Raw genomic sequence first — 16,283 nt, forward strand, 5'->3', positions numbered from 1 at the left:
GTATGAACATGATCGTCACCCCCGTTTCGCCCGCCACTCCGAACGGCACCAATTCGATGCCAAATGGCACGACGCGACCGCAGGTCCGCATCGTCATCGTCGGCCATGTCGACCACGGCAAGTCGACGCTGGTCGGCCGCCTGCTGCACGAGACCGGCAGCCTGCCCGATGGCAAGCTCGAGATGCTCAAGGCCGTCAGCGCGCGGCGCGGCATGCCGTTCGAATGGTCGTTCCTGCTCGACGCACTCCAGACCGAGCGCGACCAGGGCATCACCATCGACACGACGCAGATCCGCTTCCGCACCAATTCGCGCGACATCGTGCTGATCGACGCGCCCGGCCACGCCGAATTCCTGCGCAACATGATCACCGGCGCCTCGCAAGCCGACGGCGCGGTGCTGATCATCGACGCGCTCGAAGGCGTGCGCGACCAGACCCGGCGGCACGGCTATCTCCTGCATCTGCTCGGCGTGAAGCAGGTCGCGATCGTCGTCAACAAGATGGACCGCGTCGACTTCTCCGCGGAGCGCTTCAAGGAGATCAGCGACGAGATCTCGGCGCATCTGCTGGGCCGCGGCGTGAAGCCCACGGCCGTGATCCCGATTTCCGCCCGCGACGGCGACGGCGTCGCCGAGCGCACCGACCGCATCGGCTGGTACAAAGGCCCCACCGTGGTCGAGGCCCTTGATAGGCTCGAGCCGGCGCGTCCGCTGGAAACGCTGGCGCTGCGCCTGCCGGTGCAGGCGATCTACAAATTCGACGACCGCCGCATCGTCGCGGGCCGCATCGAATCCGGCAGCCTCATTGCCGGCGACGAGATCGTGATCATGCCGGCCGGCAAGATCGCGAAGATCAAGACGGTCGAGAGCTGGCCGATGACGCCGGTCGCGGGCCGACAGGGTGCGGGCCGCTCGGTTGGCATCACGCTCGACCGCGAGCTGTTCGTCGAGCGCGGCGATATCATCGCGCATGCGAATAGCGCCCCACGCGAGACGCGGCGGCTGCGCGCGCGGATCTTCTGGCTGCACGACAAGCCGCTGGCCAAGGGCGACCAGCTCCTGGTTCGCTGCGGACCTAAGGAAAGCCGCGCCACGGTCGTCGCCATCGAGAAGGCCGTCGATCCCGGCGAGCTGTCGAGCGTCGAGAACAAGGCGATCGGCCGCAACCATGTCGGCGAGATCGACATCTCTCTTTCGAATCCGATTGCCACCGACCCCTACACCGAGAACCCGCGCACCGGCCGCATCGTGATCGAGGTGTCCGGCCGCATCGCGGGCGGCGGCCTCGTACTGTCGGTCGATGCCGGCCAGCGCGCCGTGCCGGTCGACATCGTGCCGGTGGAATCCGCGCTGCGGCCCGACGAACGCTCGGCGCGCTATCAGCACAATGGCGCCGTGGTCTGGCTCACGGGCCTTCCGGCGTCCGGCAAGTCGACGCTGGCCAAGGCGCTGGAGCGGCGGCTGTTTTCGAATGGCGGCTCGCCGATCCTGCTCGACGGCGACACGCTGCGCGCCGGGCTCAACAGCGATCTCGGCTTCTCGGCCAATGATCGCAGCGAGAACATCCGCCGTCTCGCCGAAGTCGCGACGCATCTCGCCCGCAACGGCCACATCGCCATCGTCGCCGCCGTCTCGCCGGCCCGCGAAGACCGCGCCACCGCGCGCCGCATCGCCGACACTTCGTTCCGCGAGATCCATGTCGCGACACCGGCCGAGATCTGCGAGGAGCGCGACCCCAAGGGCCACTACAAGAAAGCCCGCGCCGGCACCCTGCAATCCTTCACCGGCATCGGCAACGACTACGAGGCACCGCACGCCGCCGAGCTCGTGATCGACACCTCGACGCGGACGGTCGCCGAGGCGGCGGACGAGATCGAACAGATGCTGAAGACGACCGGTGTGTTGTTCGACGAAGTCGTGGACCTCGCCGCAAATATTTGAAGGGCGGCCTCTTACGTCATGGCCGGGATTGACCCGGCCATCCACCTGCCGCCGCATCTAAGGAGCCCGGCAGGGCGACGGCGGACGTCACCACTTGCTCCGCTGTCATTCCCCGCGAAGGCGGGGAATCCAGTACGCCGAGACTTCTCGGTTAGATCACTGCCGCCTCTGGAATACTGGATCGCCCGGTCGGAGCCGGGCGATGACAGCCAGCTTGCCGCCACCTCGCCTTGACATTTTGACAGACGTCGGGGGCCTTCTCACGGCCCCGATTTTGGGGCTAATAAGGCCCTGAAAGCCGCTCCCTGTGGGCGCATTTTGCTGCTGTCGGGTCAAAAGCAGCCAAAAACAGCCATTTCCAACAAGAAAGACCATCATGAAACGCGTCGACGCCCACGGATTGAAGATCGCTCCCGTCCTGTTTGACTTCATCGCCAAGGAAGCGGCCCCGAAAACGGGGATCGCGCCGGATGCGTTCTGGGCCGGGGTTGCCGCCATCATCAAGGAGCTGGGGCCGAAGAACCGCGCGCTGCTGGCGGTGCGCGACACGCTGCAGGCCAAGATCGACGACTGGCACCGCGCCAACAAGGGCAAGGCGTTCGACCTCGATGCCTATACCGCCTTCCTGAAGGAGATCGGCTATCTCGTCCCGGAGCCGGCGACGCAGAGGGTCGAGACCGCCAATGTGGACGAGGAGATCGGCAAGATCTGCGGCCCGCAGCTCGTCGTGCCCCTGACCAACGCACGCTACGCGCTGAACGCCGCGAATGCGCGCTGGGGTTCGCTCTATGACGCCTTCTACGGCACCGACGCGATCCCGCACGATCCGTCCGAGAGCGGCAAGGGCTACAACAAGGCGCGCGGCGACAAGGTGATCGCCAAGGCAAAAGCGTTCCTCGATGCCGCCGTGCCGCTGGCGACCGGCAGTCACACCGACGTCACCGCCTATAGCGTGGTCGCGGGCCAGCTCGCGGTGAAGCTGAAGAGCGGCAACGCCACCGCACTGAAGAACGCCGCGCAATTCGCGGGCTTCCAGGGCGATGCAGCCGCACCGAGCGCGGTGCTGCTCGCCAACAACGGCCTGCATGTCGAAGTGAAGATCGACCGCACCAGCGCGATCGGCAAGGACGATCCGGCTGGCGTCGCGGACATGGTCATGGAGTCCGCGGTCTCCACGATTCTCGACATGGAGGACTCGGTCGCCGCGGTCGATGCCGAGGACAAGGTGCTGGTCTATCGCAACACGCTCGGCCTGATGAACGGCACGCTGTCGGCCGATTTCGAGAAGGGCGGCAAGACGCTGACGCGCTCGCTCAATGCCGACCGCAGCTACAAGACGCCTGACGGCAAGGGCGAGGTCAAGCTGCATGGCCGCAGCCTGCTCTTGATGCGCAATTGCGGTCACCACATGTTCACTGACGCGGTGCTGGACGAAAAGGGCGAGGAGATTCCGGAAGGCCTGCTCGACGCCGCCGTCTCCGGGCTTCTTGCCGTGCATGACTTGAAAGGCAACTCCAAGGTCAAGAACAGCCGCACCGGCTCGGCCTATATCGTCAAGCCGAAGATGCACGGCCCCGACGAGGTGTCGCTGACCTGCGAAATATTCGACCGCGTCGAGAAGATGCTGTCGCTGCCCGAGAACACGCTCAAGGTCGGCATCATGGACGAGGAGCGGCGCACCACCGTCAACCTCAAGGCCTGCATTCAGCGCGCCTCCAAGCGCATCATGTTCATCAACACCGGCTTCCTCGACCGCACCGGCGACGAGATCCACACCTCGATGGAAGCGGGCCCGATGATCCGCAAGAACGAGATGAAGGCGCAGGCCTGGATCAAGGCCTATGAGGACTGGAACGTCGACATGGGCCTGACCTGTGGCCTGCCCGGCCATGCGCAGATCGGCAAGGGCATGTGGGCCGCGCCCGACAAGATGGCGGACATGCTGGTGCAGAAGCTCGCCCATCCGCAAGCCGGCGCCACCACCGCCTGGGTGCCCTCGCCGACCGCAGCCACGCTGCACGCGCTGCACTACCACCAGGTCAACGTCACCGCGCGGCAGCAGGAGCTGACCAAGGGCGGCCCCCGGGCAAAACTCTCCGACATCCTCACCATTCCGGTGTCGAAGTCGAACTGGGCGCCCGACGACGTCAAGCAGGAGATCGACAACAACTGCCAGGGCATTCTGGGCTATGTCGTGCGCTGGATCGACCAGGGCGTCGGCTGCTCCAAGGTGCCCGACATCCACGATGTCGGCCTGATGGAAGACCGCGCCACCTTGCGCATCTCCAGCCAGCACCTTGCCAATTGGCTGCATCAGGGCGTCATCACCGAAGCGCAGGTGATGGAATCGCTCAAGCGCATGGCGGTCGTGGTCGACAAGCAGAACGCCGGCGATACCATCTACAAGCCGATGGCGCCCGCCTTCGACGGCACAGCCTTCAAGGCCGCCTGCGACCTCGTCTTCAAGGGACGCGAGCAGCCGAACGGCTACACCGAATACATCCTCACCGCCCGCCGCCGCGAGGCCAAGGCTTTAGGCTAACAAGGCTTTAGGCTGACAAGGCTCGGGCTGACAGACTGACCTATCGGGCGAAACGTCGCGGCGCGCAGCGGAACGGCTGCGCGCCGCTGTCGTTGTAGGACCATCAACGCTTTAGGAGATGGTCATGGACTGGAATCGGATCGAAGGAAACTGGAAGCAGTTCAAGGGTTCCGCCAAGGAGAAATGGGGCAAGCTCACCGACGACGACCTCAACGTGATCGAGGGTCGCCGCGATCAGCTCGAAGGCCGGCTCCAGCAACGCTATGGCCTGGCCCGGGATCAGATCCGTCAGGATGTCGATGCCTGGCTCAAGTCGCTGCATTAGAGCTAGTCTCGTCACGAACTACAAAGGCCCCGGCCCATGCCGGGGCCTTTGTCGTGGCGGGATGGCTCGTGCACTCCCTCTCCCCGCAAGCAGAAGCCCTAAAACACCGTCAGGTATTTCAGCAGCGACACGACACCGATGATGATGACGACAACGCGCGCGATCTGCTTGGCGCGGCCGTCCATCGGCAGCATGTTGATGAGATAAAGCACGAGAATGACGACGAGAAAGGTGACGAGTACGCCGACCAGCATCGCTAGGACCCCCCTTCAGGCCAATTACTGACGTGTCTTTAACGCTCACCTCCCGCGCTGGTTCCATCGGAGCAACCCACTGCAACTTCTAGTAAATACGTACTTCTACGATCAACGGGGCCGCCTAAAACTTTACCCTTTTCCTTTCAGATGCAGACACCGTTTGGCCGTGAGCCGCAAACGGCATGCGATTGCCGATTCTTACGTGCCCCTCTTTTCCGATGTTGCCGGGGCCACTTCACGAACTTTGCAATGGGAATTGGGGGACTTCGATGCTGAATCGTCTGACCGTATCCGCGCTGCTGAAGGCGGTGATCGCGATCACGTCGATCTGCGTGGTGATCGCGCTTTCGCTCACTGCCTACGAGTCGTGGGATCGCCTGAGGACCGCCAACCGCATCTCGCAGATCGCCGACACTTCCGCCGATCTGTTCAAGGCGATGCACAATCTGCGCACCGACCGCTCGACCACGTTCCGCCTCCTGAACGCGACCGAGCCGATGGACGGCGAGATCGAGAAATATCTGCGTGCCCTGCGCGACGCCCAAATGCCCGCGATGGCGCGCGCGATCGAGCTGCTGCCGACCATGGACTTTCCGCAATCGGGCACGCTGGTGCCGGAGCTCGCGCGCCTCCACAGGCTGCTGACCGAGGAGCAGAAGCAGTTCTGGGAGGATGTGGCCAAGTCCAAGGAGCAGCGCCGCGCCGGCCTGCCTAAGGAATACATGGAGACGACACAGGGCCTGCTCGACACGCTCGACAAGCTTTCGAACGTCTTGGCCGCCACCGTCAATCACCAGGATGCCGCGATCGACCAGCTGCTGTCGATCAAGCAGAACGCCTGGCTGCTCCGCAACACCGCGGGTGAGGCGTCGCTGATCGTCTCGACCGGGCTTGCCGCCGGCAAGATCACGCCGGAAGGCCGCTACGCCTATACCCAACATGTCGGCGGCACCAGCGCGATGTGGAAGGCGCTGGAATTGTCGACATCCGGCATGCAGTTGCCGGCGGGGCTCGCCTCCGCGATGGCCTCTGCCAAGACCTCCTATTTCGAGCCGCAATATCTGGCCTTGCGCGACCGTCTCGCGGACGCGCTGGTCAAGGGTGAGAAGCCCGAGATGACAGCGAACCAATGGAGCCCGATCACGGTCGGCCGCATGGCGAGCGCGGTCGCAGTAGCAGAAGGTGCGCTCGATGCTGCCAAGGTCCATACGCAGGAACAGCGCGGCGCCGCACAGCGCGCACTGATCGTGCAGCTTACGCTGCTGGCGTTCGCCCTTGGGCTCGCCGTCGGCGCGATCATGCTGGTCAGCCGCCGCGTCATCACTCCGCTCACCACTATCCGCGACGCCATGCTGAAGGTCGCCGGCGGCGATCTTGCCGTCGACAGCGGCTATCTCGACCGCCAGGACGAGATCGGCGCGCTTGCCGGCGCGCTGGAGACCTTCAAGCAGCAGGCCAACGAGAAGCTCAAGATCGAGGCGCAGGAGCGCGAGCGCAATGTGGGCGCCTCCGCGCGCCAGCGCGCGGTCGAGGCCTATGTCGGCGAGTTCGAGGGCGCGGTGCGCAAGACGCTCGGCGAATTGAGCGACGCCTCCGGTGAAATGCGCAAGACCTCGGGCGATCTGTCCGCGGTGTCGCGCCAGACCAACGACCGCGTGCAGGTCGCCGGCAAGGCCTCCAATGACGCCTCGATGAGCGTCGACAGCGTCGCCGCCGCCGCCGAGGAGCTCAGCGCATCGATCAACGACATCAGCCAGCAGGCCGCGCATGCTGCAGGCATCGCCAGCCGCGCCGTGACCCAGGCGCGCGAGACCGACGGCACGGTGCAGGGACTTCAGAAGTCGGCCGGCCGCATCGGCGAGGTCGTCGGCCTGATCAACACCATTGCGCAGCAGACCAATTTGCTCGCACTCAACGCCACGATCGAGGCGGCCCGCGCCGGCGAAGCTGGTCGCGGCTTTGCCGTGGTGGCCTCCGAGGTGAAATCACTGGCGAGCCAGACGGCCAAGGCGACCGAGGAGATCTCCGAGCAGATCGCCGACATCCAGAAGGTCGCGGGCGACGCCATCAGCGCGATCCAGACCATCGGCGGCATCATCGGCGAAGTGAACGAAGTCGCGACCGCAATCGCCGCCGCCGTGCAGGAGCAGGGTGCGGCCACGCAAGAGATCACCCGCAGCACGCAATATGCGGCGCAGGGCACCAAGAACGTCTCGGACAACATCACCGGCGTCAAATCCGATGCGGACGCTGCTGCTGCCGCCGCCGACAACGTGAAGCAGGCCTCCGAGATGCTGGAGAGCCAGAGCCGCCAGCTCGGCCATGAGGTCAGCGACTTCCTCGGCAAGATCCGCGCGGCGTAAGGCACGCACGCAACCCCAGCGACGTCGTCCCGCGAAGGCAGGACGACGTCACGCCTATTCCTTCGCCACCACCGGCACCTGGCGGAATTTTGCGCGCACCGAGTCCGGCAGCGGCGAGAAGTTCATCGCGACGCCGCGGCGGTCGTTGGCATTGCGGCTGGCGACCACCAGGCCATCGGCGCCCGCGACGATGTCGCCCTTGCGCAAGGTGGGATCGTCCTCGACCTTGACCTGAGCGAGCCCGGCCGGATTCTTGCCGTTGCAGGTGCAGCCCGCGACGATCTCGTTGCGGTAGCGGAAGGCATTCGGCAGGTCGGAATAGGATTTTCCGTTCTCCGTCGTGGCGTCGTCGATATTGCTGCCATAGACCAGCGAGGTCTCTGACGTCGGGCAGAAGCTCTTGCAGGATTGCGCCTTGCTTTCGGCATCGTTTCCTTGCGCCGGGAAATAGCGGCCGTCGCAGCCGCGCACGCAATAGGCCGTGCCGCCGCCATAGGAAGCTCGCTGGCGCGGCGTGTCGTAGCGCGGCATGTCGTCATTCGGGAACGGCATGCGGATCTCCGGCGCCGTCCGGCCGCGGAAGCCGCCGAACAGGGCCGAGAAAAAGTCCTCCGCATGCGCCGACGGCGTCAGCGCGAGGCAGAAGGAGGCGACGGCGAAAAACGCCGCCGCGCCACCGGCCAGTTTACAGATCGAACGTCTCTTCATGTGACCTCGCTCAACTCCTAGTTTACGGCCGACGTCGAAATGTTCAGCGCCTGCCCGCCCGGGGGCAGCGTCGTGACCGGCTGGCGCTTGCGCACGGAATCCCCGCCTCTCGCCATCAGCGGCGCGTTCTTCGGCAGCACCACGACCCTGGCCCCGACATCGACGCGGCTAAACAGGTCGGTGACGTCCTCGTTGGTCATGCGGATGCAGCCGGACGAAACGAACTTGCCGATTGTGGTGGGATCGTTGGTGCCGTGGATGCGATATTCGCTCGAACCGAGATACATCGCGCGCGCACCGAGCGGATTGCCGGGACCGCCAGCGACGAAGCGCGGCAGATAGGGCTGGCGCGCGATCATCTCGGCCGGCGGATGCCAGTCCGGCCATTCCGCCTTGCGGCTGACGCTCTGCACGCCCGACCACGTGAAGCCCTCGCGCCCGACACCGACGCCATAACGGATGGCGCGGCCCTGGCCGAGCACGTAGTAAAGATAAGTGTTGTTGGTATCGATGACGATGGTGCCGGCCGGCTCGCTCCGGTCGAAGCTGACAATCTGCTTACGCAGGCGATCGGGCAGCGCGGCATCCTCGTCGGAGACCTGCGACTCCTGACTCACATAGCCTTGGCTTGCGTAGCCTTGGCGTGCGTAGCCTTGGCGTGCGTAGCCTTGGCGTGCGTAACCTTGGCTTGCATAACCCTGGCTTGCATAACCCTGGCTTGCATAACCCTGCGAATAGCCCTGATCCTGCGGATAGGTATAGCCCAGGGTCTGCGCGCTAGCGGCGCCGAAAGGCACGGCCAGCAAAGCGGTCGTGAAGGCGAAAGCGATGATGCGGCGCGGCGAAAAGCGGCGTCGGACTGCAGAGAACTTCGTCATGTGCTGCCCCGTTGGATGCCTGCATCAGGGTGATGCGCTGGTCCGATAAACGCGCTCGAGCCGCTCCAAGTTCCGCGGCGAGATGCGGCAGCCACGTCACAGTCAAGCGAGCGTCTCTTCACGAAGCCGCGATGGAACCGGCGGCGGGTTCGTACGTTTCTCCTCCCACTAATGGGCGCGCGGACCGAACGCTTCCGTGCCGGAGAGGTATTGTGCGCGTCCTTCCCAGTGAACGTATGATTCCCGGCAACAGCGAAGGCACACCGCTTCCCGAGAGCCACGGCGAACTTCCGCCAGTGATCCGGCGCACTGAATTCGTCGCCTTTTCGCTCGCCGGATTGCTCATCATCGCCGTCGTCGCTGTGCTCTATGTCGGAAAGGCGTTCTTCCTGCCTGTCGTGATGGCCTTCGTCACCGGCACGATGCTCTCGCCGGCTGCAACCTTCCTGGAGGAGCGGAAAGTGCCGCGCGGGCTCGCCGCGGCCTTGATCGTGATCGCGGTGACCGTCGTGGTCGGTTTCGCCGTCGCGCTGATCGCCTCACCGGTGATGGAATGGAGCTCGCGCCTGCCCGAACTCGGCGCGCAATTGAAGGACAAGCTGCACGTGTTCGACCGGCCGCTGGCGCTGTGGCGGGAGCTGCAGACCATGGTCGGCGGCTCGGAGGGGCTGCCCAATTTTCAGATGCCGAAATTCGAATGGGTGCAGCCGGCGCTGGAATTCTTGTCGCCGACCTTCACCGAATTCGTGCTGTTCTTCGTCACCCTCATCCTGTTCATCGCGAGCTGGCGCGACCTGCGCCGCGCGATGATCATGACCTTCAGCGATCGCGACGCCCGGCTGCGCACGCTTCGTATCCTCAACGAGATCGAGGTCAATCTCGGCAACTATCTTCTGACCGTGACCGTCATCAATGTCGGCGTCGGCGTCGGCGCGGGCCTCGTCTGCGCGCTCACCGGCATGCCCAATCCCGCCGGCCTCGGCGCCCTCGCGGCCACCCTCAACTTTATCCCGATCATCGGGCCGGTTGCGATGTTCGCCATTCTGGTCGTGGTAGGACTGGTCACTTTCCCGACCATTGGAGGTGGCCTGATGGCGGCGCTTGCCTTTGGCGGCCTCACCTTCCTGGAGGGACACTTTGTCACGCCAACCATCATCGGCCGGCGGCTGGAGCTCAATGCGCTCGCCGTGCTGCTGGCGCTGGCATTCTGGACCTGGCTGTGGGGCCCGATGGGCGCGTTCCTGTCGTCGCCGCTTCTGATCGTCGCGCTGATCCTGAAGGAGCATCTGCTGCCGACGGATTCGCCGCAGCTCCCGCAGGCCTGACCGGTTTCCCACAACGGAACTTACCCCGCGACGAAACGTTTTCCGGCTATCTCAGCCGTCAACAGTTCGGAGCTCCTGATGTCCACGACCAATGCCGAAGCCGGGATGAGAGACTGGACCGACAAAGCCACCAGAGAACGCCTCGAGAAGGATGTAGCAGCCGTGAAAAGCGATATCGCCGCCCTCACCGATCAGATCACCGACGCGCTCAATACCTTTGCTAATTCCTCCAGCAAGCAGGCCCGCCGCGGCTACCGCCAGGCGCGCGAGAACGTGGATTCCGCGATCGACGACATGTCGGAGCGCGGCGGCGCGATGTTTGACGCGGCACAGGAGGCCTACGGGTCGATCGAGGAGACGCTGGAGGACGCGATCACGCAGCGGCCGCTCGCGACCGTCGGGCTTGCGCTCGGCATCGGCTTCCTGATCGGCGCCGCCTGGCGCCGCTGATGTCGCGAACGGATTTTGAGACGCCGGCGCTGCGGCGCCGGCGGTGCCGGTTTGTGACGATTCGGCTTGTGGGGGTTTGAGGAGCAAGGCCATGTTTCAGCGCATCATCGACGGGATCAGTGCATCCACCGGCACGACTGTGCGGCTGACCTCATTGGCAGCGGGCGCGGCGTTCGCACTCTTCATCACCACGTGCTTCCTGTGCGCGGCGGCCTTCATCTCGGTGCTGGAAAAATACGGTCCGGTGCAGGCCTGCCTCGCCGGTGCCGGCGTTTTCTTTCTGCTGACCCTGACCGCGGCAGCGAGCTATTGGGCCTACAAGCGGCAGTTGCGCAAGCAAGCTCACATCGCAGCCGAGCGCGCCGCGAAGTCGGCCGCGCAGAGCATGCTCACGGACCCCATGCTGCTCGCCACGGGTCTCCAGATCGTTCGCGCCATCGGGATCAAGCGGCTGTTGCCGATCCTGGCGGTCGGCGGCGTCGCCCTCGGAATCATGGCGAGCCGCGCCGGCGTACCCGACGAGGCGTCGGCTGAACCTGCCGAGTAGCGGCTAGCGCGGGTTCAAAAACTTCGTCCTAAGTCCTGCGAGCGCATCGATCGGAATTCGGCACCGGCGGCGCCGCGCCAATTTTGCGCCGTCCGACGCAATTGTCCTCTATCACGCAAACGCTACTCGGATAGGCAGGCGGTTGCCGCTAAAAGCAGCGCCCCTGATTCCAAAAGCCATTTTTTCGATGAAACCGTCCGTCAAGGCGAACCTCGCCGCATTCAATCACGACGCCCGCCTCTATTTGACGCTCGGCATCGCCAACTGGTCGATTTTCGTCGACCACATCCCGAACAACGTCGTCAATTTGCTGACGCTGCGAAATTTCGGCTTCAGCGGCGCCGCAGACCTGTTCGTGTTCGTGGCCGGCTATGGCATGGCCATCATTCACGGCAAGATCGCGCTGGAGCGCGGTTACGTCGTCGCAGCGACGCGTATCTTCCAACGCGTCTGGCGGCTCTATGCCGCCTATGTCGTTCTGTTCGTGATCTACATCGACGCCATCGCCTATGTCGCCTCGCAATCGATGGCGCCGGAGATCATCCACGAATACAACATCTCGGGGATCATCGAGCATCCGCTGCGCATCCTGGTCCGCGGACTGGTACTTCAGGAAGAGCCGCTGAACCTCGATCTCCTGCAATTGATGATCCCGCTGATGGCGCTCCTTCCGTTCGCGCTGTGGGGGCTGTTGCGGCGTCCGAACCTGACGCTGGCTGCATCGGTCGCCCTGTACTTCGCGGCGCGCTGGTTCGACTGGAATTTCCGGGTCTATCCGGACCAGGAGTGGACCTTCAACCCGTTCTGCTGGCAGATGCTGATGGTGCTGGGCGGCTGGTTCGCCGTGACCGGTGCGTCGGGCCGCGCCCTGCATGGCCTGTCCTGGTTGCGCGTGCTTGCAGGCGCCTATCTCGTATTCGCGATGGCGATCACGCTGATGCGCCACTCGCCGGCGCTTGCCGCCTACTTGCCGGATATCGTGCTCAACAACATCACGCCGACCGACAAGGAAAATCTCGCGCCCTATCGCGTGGTCCACTTCCTCGCGCTCGCTTTCCTCGCGACACATCTCGTCCCGGCCGATCATCCCGGCCTGCAATGGAGATCGCTACAGACGGTCATCAGATGTGGCGAGGAATGGCTCGCGGTGTTCTGCGTCGGCGTGTTCCTGTCCTTCACCGGCCATCTCATCCTGATCACCGGCCCCAATCTGGTGGTGATGCAGATCGCCGTGAGTCTGGCTGGCTTCGCGGCGATGGCCGCGGTCGCATATTACATCGCATGGTCGAAGCGGCAGGACCTGCCCGCGGCCTTGCGGCAGCGGGCCTAGCCTCGGCACCTTCCGATTCCGCTAGGCCGGCCATCACGGCTGCGCTATGCGGGAGCGGGAGCGGATTGCGCGAGGAGGCCGGGCGTGGTGATGGCGAATGGCGGGGGTGAGGGAGCCGACAGCGCGCCCCGGCGCGGCCGGCCAAGGTCGATCGAGACCACCAACGCCATTCTCGAAAGCGCCTATGCGCTGATGGCCGCGACCGGCCTTGCCGCCACCACCATCGACGCGGTTGCGCGGCACTCCAGCGTCTCCAAGATGACGATCTACAAATGGTGGCCGTCCCGCGAGGCACTGCTGATCGACGCCTTCCTCCACCATGCCGCGCAGATGCTGCCGATACCGCCGGCGAGTTCCGGCAGCCCCGCCGCACGCGCACGCCGCCATGCCGCGGCCTATGCCGAAGCGCTCCAGGGCGAGTTCGGCAAGGTCCAGCTCGCCGTGATCTCCGAATGCATTTCCAAGACCGGGTCCGCCGAGCTGTTCTACGCCCGCTATCTGCAATTCCGCCGCGACGCGCTGGTCGAGATGATCGCCGCGGGGCAGAACGAGGGCAGCATTCTGGCGGAGGGGCCGCCCGAGGATCTCTACGACGCGATCTATGGCGGCCTGTTCTACCGCTACGTCTTCGGCATCGCGCCGATCACGCCGGCCTACGCACGGAATCTGGTTGACCTCGTGCTGCGACCGAAGCGCTAAAGCATGATCCGGAAAAGTGCGAAGCGGTTTTCCGAAAAGATCATGCTCAAACAACAACCTAAAGCGCGATAATGATTCATCCTCATCTCATCGCGCTTTAGAGCGTTTTCGAGCGAAGTGGATACCGGTTCGCGTGAAGAAAACGCGTCAAAACAAGAATCTAGAGCTTCGAATTACCGCGCCGGCCGGATCGGTGCTGAAAGCTTGTCAGTGCGGTCGCGCTCGGTCATGTCCTCGACCGTCTCCATCGGCGCGATCAGCTCGTAGACATAGGAGACGTCGGTGAAATAGCGCTTGGCGGTGCCGCCGAGCGCCTCGGGCGCGACGCGGTCGAGCAGGATCAGGCCGAAATCGGAATCGGGGCGGCGCGTCGCCTCGCTGGTGTTGAACTCCTCCCAGCGGAAATGGAAGACCTCGCCGGTCCCCTCGCTCGTCACGGTCCAATTGGCTGTGATGTTCGGATGCTTGCCGACCAGCGACAGGCCCTCGTCGGAGTGCGAGGCGAGCTCGAAGAAGAGCAGCGACAGGCTTTGCGCCGCGCGCGCGCTGACTGCGATATCAGGACCGGTGACGGCGATGCGGTCGGCGTGCGGGATGGCGCGCGCCTCGAACAGGCCCTTCAGTTTGACGCCCTGCCACTGGCTCTCGCTGAGCAGCGAGACGACGTTGGACATGGCGTGGATGCGGCCGATCAGGAGCTCGCGCGCGATGTCCATGTCGGAGCCATGGCGCAGCGTGCGCGTCACGATCGACTGGATCACCGCCAGGATGTTCTTGACCCGGTGGTTGAGCTCGTCGATCACCGCCGTCAGCCGGCGCTCGAAGCCGATTCTGACCTGGATTTCCCGGCTGAGCCGCAAATTGTTGTAGGCGACATAGCCGAACAGGCCGCACACCATCGCGGTGATCGCAAAGCCGATCGCCGCCACGATGATCGCAGTCTGCTCGGCGCGACGCGCCGAGTTGGTCTTGGCGTAATAGCCGAGCTGCCAGTCGCGACCACCGAAGCTCACCGTGCGCGTCGCCGACGGCGCCGGCCCGTCCGCCTCCGTCGTGCGGGCCGAGACCACGCCTTGATCATTGGCGACCAGCTCACCACCCTCCCTGCGCGGATCCTTCAGCGCGACCGCAAACAGCGACATGTCGTCGTTGGTCAGCATCAGGGAGGCGAGCTCGTAGGAGAATGTGATGAAGCCCGCCGGCTCCGTCGCGCCCTCGGGGATGACGGGAGCGGCCACGATGATGCCCATCGGCCCGCCGACACGCAGGAGAGGAACGGGTTCTGAGGCAACCGACCTCTTCTCCACTCTGGCGCGCATCAGCATGGCGCTGCGCACCTGATCCTGGTCGTAGCTGCGGCCGGGCAGCGCCTTGGTCTCGTTGCTGCGCGGCTCGAGGTCCATCAGCACGTCGATCGGCTGGGTGACCTCGGCCGGGTCGATCGGCTTGTCGTCATAGGTGCGGATCTGCGGATTGGGGAAGCCGGCGCTCGCGATGGCGGCCTGCGCTGCGGCAAGCTCGTTCGGCTTCAGGCGGGCGACCCAGCCCGCCACCACGAAATCGGTCTTGAAGGCGTAGATGGCCGAGCGCAGCGGCTCGAGCATGTTTGGCTTGAGCACCGACGGCGTCCGGAACAGGCCGGAGGCAACCCGCGCGAGCAGTTCGCGCTCGGTGAGCCGGTCCTGGACCAGGCTCGCATGGACGTCGATTGCGCGCGCCAGCGCGATCCGGTCCAGCGCCAGCTCCTGGTCGTGGACGCGATAGGCCGCAAGCCCGGAGAGCAGGGCTCCGAGCAGAGCGATGAAGCCGATGATAAAACCCAGCCGGACCACGCGACTACTCAGGCGAAAGCAGGAGGTCGGCAATAAACACGGAGCATATTAACGCCGATCGAACGGCCATGTGCCGAAACAGGGTGAACCCCGGTGGCGGTGATAATGAAGGAGGAGGCATCAGTACGCAACTTGGGTCGCCTGAAAAGCTTAATCCGCCCGGCCGATGGTCTGGCCGGGATGGGTTCGCTCCCGGGGACCGGAGGTTATCAATCGCCGTGTCCGAAATTTGTTCCGTTAATGGTTTCTGCCCAGGGCGTTAACGAAGAGAAACGCCTGCGTTAAGTCGTCGCGTCGGTCAGCTGTCCCGTTTCAAGCCGCCTTTGGCCTCGATGAAGCCGATGATGCGATCGAGCCCCTGGCTCTTCTTCAGGTTGGTCATGACGAACGGACGCTCGCCGCGCATGCGCCTGGCGTCCGTCTCCATCTTTTCCAGGGAGGCGCCGACATGGGGCGCCAGGTCGATCTTGTTGATGACAAGGAGGTCGGACCGGGTGATGCCCGGGCCGCCCTTGGACGGGATCTTGTCGCCGGCCGCCACGTCGATGACGTAAATGGTGAGGTCGGCGAGCTCCGGGGAAAAAGTGGCAGCGAGGTTATCACCGCCGGATTCGATCAGCACGAGATCGAGCCCGGGAAACTTGGCGCGCATGTCCGCCACCGCAGCGAGATTCATCGAGGCATCCTCGCGGATCGCGGTGTGCGGACAGCCGCCGGTCTCGACCCCGGCGATGCGGTCAGGCGTCAGCGAGCCTGAGCGCACCAGGAATTCGGCATCCCATTTGGTGTAGATGTCGTTGGTGATCGCGGCGATGTCATAGCGCTCGCGCATGGTCTTGCAGAGCAGATCCATCAGCGCGGTCTTGCCCGATCCGACCGGACCGCCGATGCCCACACGCAAGGGGCCGTGAGACGTAGCCATTGCTTCTTCCTATCGTCGTCCTGGCGACTGCGGAGTGTACTAGGGTCTGTTGGGATTCAGGATTCTCATTTGAGCTCGGCTGTGATTCAAGCTCGGGATGGACCGATTCGTTTTGAATGACGCCCAATGGGCGAAGATGGAACCGCTTTGTCTAGGCAAGCCGAG

14 protein-coding genes are annotated in these 16,283 nt (G+C 64.5%); 9 read left to right on the top strand and 5 right to left on the bottom strand.

What is annotated here, in order from left to right:
- The first annotated feature begins 2 nt into the window (after window positions 1-2).
- From cysN to QCM77_RS37300, 3 genes are all read left to right on the top strand, one after another.
- Window positions 3-1,940, top strand: coding sequence for a sulfate adenylyltransferase subunit CysN (gene cysN, locus QCM77_RS37290; protein ID WP_280096250.1), 1,938 nt, complete (start codon window positions 3-5; stop codon window positions 1,938-1,940).
- 376 nt (window positions 1,941-2,316) lie between these two features.
- The gene (locus QCM77_RS37295) at window positions 2,317-4,482 is read left to right on the top strand and encodes a malate synthase G (RefSeq protein ID WP_280096251.1); all 2,166 of its coding nucleotides are present in this window, start codon (window positions 2,317-2,319) and stop codon (window positions 4,480-4,482) included.
- Window positions 4,483-4,606: 124 nt separating this feature from the next.
- Window positions 4,607-4,807 carry a CsbD family protein gene (locus QCM77_RS37300; RefSeq protein ID WP_279662479.1) on the top strand — a complete coding sequence of 67 codons (201 nt, stop codon included), beginning with the start codon at window positions 4,607-4,609 and terminating at the stop codon, window positions 4,805-4,807.
- Window positions 4,808-4,905: 98 nt separating this feature from the next.
- Here QCM77_RS37300 and QCM77_RS37305 read toward each other — a convergent pair whose 3' ends face one another.
- Window positions 4,906-5,061, bottom strand: a complete 156-nt coding sequence (locus QCM77_RS37305) for a Thivi_2564 family membrane protein (RefSeq protein ID WP_011084288.1) — start codon at window positions 5,059-5,061, stop codon at window positions 4,906-4,908.
- 272 nt (window positions 5,062-5,333) lie between these two features.
- Here QCM77_RS37305 and QCM77_RS37310 point away from each other — a divergent pair, with 272 nt between their 5' ends.
- On the top strand, window positions 5,334-7,427 hold the full coding sequence (locus tag QCM77_RS37310; RefSeq protein ID WP_280096252.1) for a methyl-accepting chemotaxis protein: 2,094 nt from the start codon (window positions 5,334-5,336) through the stop codon (window positions 7,425-7,427).
- 54 nt (window positions 7,428-7,481) lie between these two features.
- On the opposite strand, the gene QCM77_RS37315 is transcribed toward QCM77_RS37310, so the two are convergent.
- The gene (locus QCM77_RS37315) at window positions 7,482-8,135 is read right to left on the bottom strand and encodes a DUF2865 domain-containing protein (RefSeq protein WP_280096253.1); all 654 of its coding nucleotides are present in this window, start codon (window positions 8,133-8,135) and stop codon (window positions 7,482-7,484) included.
- 17 nt (window positions 8,136-8,152) lie between these two features.
- Window positions 8,153-9,013, bottom strand: a complete 861-nt coding sequence (locus QCM77_RS37320) for a L,D-transpeptidase (RefSeq protein ID WP_280096254.1) — start codon at window positions 9,011-9,013, stop codon at window positions 8,153-8,155.
- 212 nt (window positions 9,014-9,225) lie between these two features.
- On the opposite strand from QCM77_RS37320, the gene QCM77_RS37325 reads away from it, so the two are divergent.
- The 5 genes from QCM77_RS37325 (at window position 9,226) to QCM77_RS37345 (ending at window position 13,364) form a co-directional block, all read left to right on the top strand.
- Window positions 9,226-10,338, top strand: a complete 1,113-nt coding sequence (locus QCM77_RS37325) for an AI-2E family transporter (protein ID WP_279662476.1) — start codon at window positions 9,226-9,228, stop codon at window positions 10,336-10,338.
- Window positions 10,339-10,416: 78 nt separating this feature from the next.
- Window positions 10,417-10,788 (top strand): ElaB/YgaM/YqjD family protein, encoded by a 372-nt coding sequence (locus QCM77_RS37330; protein ID WP_279662475.1) that lies wholly within the window; start codon window positions 10,417-10,419, stop codon window positions 10,786-10,788.
- Between the two features lie 91 nt (window positions 10,789-10,879).
- Window positions 10,880-11,335, top strand: a complete 456-nt coding sequence (locus tag QCM77_RS37335; RefSeq protein ID WP_279662474.1) for a hypothetical protein — start codon at window positions 10,880-10,882, stop codon at window positions 11,333-11,335.
- 187 nt (window positions 11,336-11,522) lie between these two features.
- Window positions 11,523-12,665, top strand: a complete 1,143-nt coding sequence (locus QCM77_RS37340) for an OpgC domain-containing protein (RefSeq protein ID WP_279662473.1) — start codon at window positions 11,523-11,525, stop codon at window positions 12,663-12,665.
- 90 nt (window positions 12,666-12,755) lie between these two features.
- Window positions 12,756-13,364 (top strand): TetR/AcrR family transcriptional regulator, encoded by a 609-nt coding sequence (locus QCM77_RS37345; protein ID WP_279662578.1) that lies wholly within the window; start codon window positions 12,756-12,758, stop codon window positions 13,362-13,364.
- A gap of 173 nt (window positions 13,365-13,537) precedes the next feature.
- On the opposite strand, the gene QCM77_RS37350 is transcribed toward QCM77_RS37345, so the two are convergent.
- The gene (locus tag QCM77_RS37350; RefSeq protein WP_280096255.1) at window positions 13,538-15,196 is read right to left on the bottom strand and encodes a CHASE domain-containing protein; all 1,659 of its coding nucleotides are present in this window, start codon (window positions 15,194-15,196) and stop codon (window positions 13,538-13,540) included.
- 298 nt (window positions 15,197-15,494) lie between these two features.
- Window positions 15,495-16,118 carry an urease accessory protein UreG gene (gene ureG / locus QCM77_RS37355; protein WP_247343779.1) on the bottom strand — a complete coding sequence of 208 codons (624 nt, stop codon included), beginning with the start codon at window positions 16,116-16,118 and terminating at the stop codon, window positions 15,495-15,497.
- Window positions 16,119-16,283 lie beyond the last annotated feature (165 nt).

The sequence above is a fragment of the Bradyrhizobium nivariense genome, assembly GCF_029846695.2.
GTDB lineage: Bacteria > Pseudomonadota > Alphaproteobacteria > Rhizobiales > Xanthobacteraceae > Bradyrhizobium.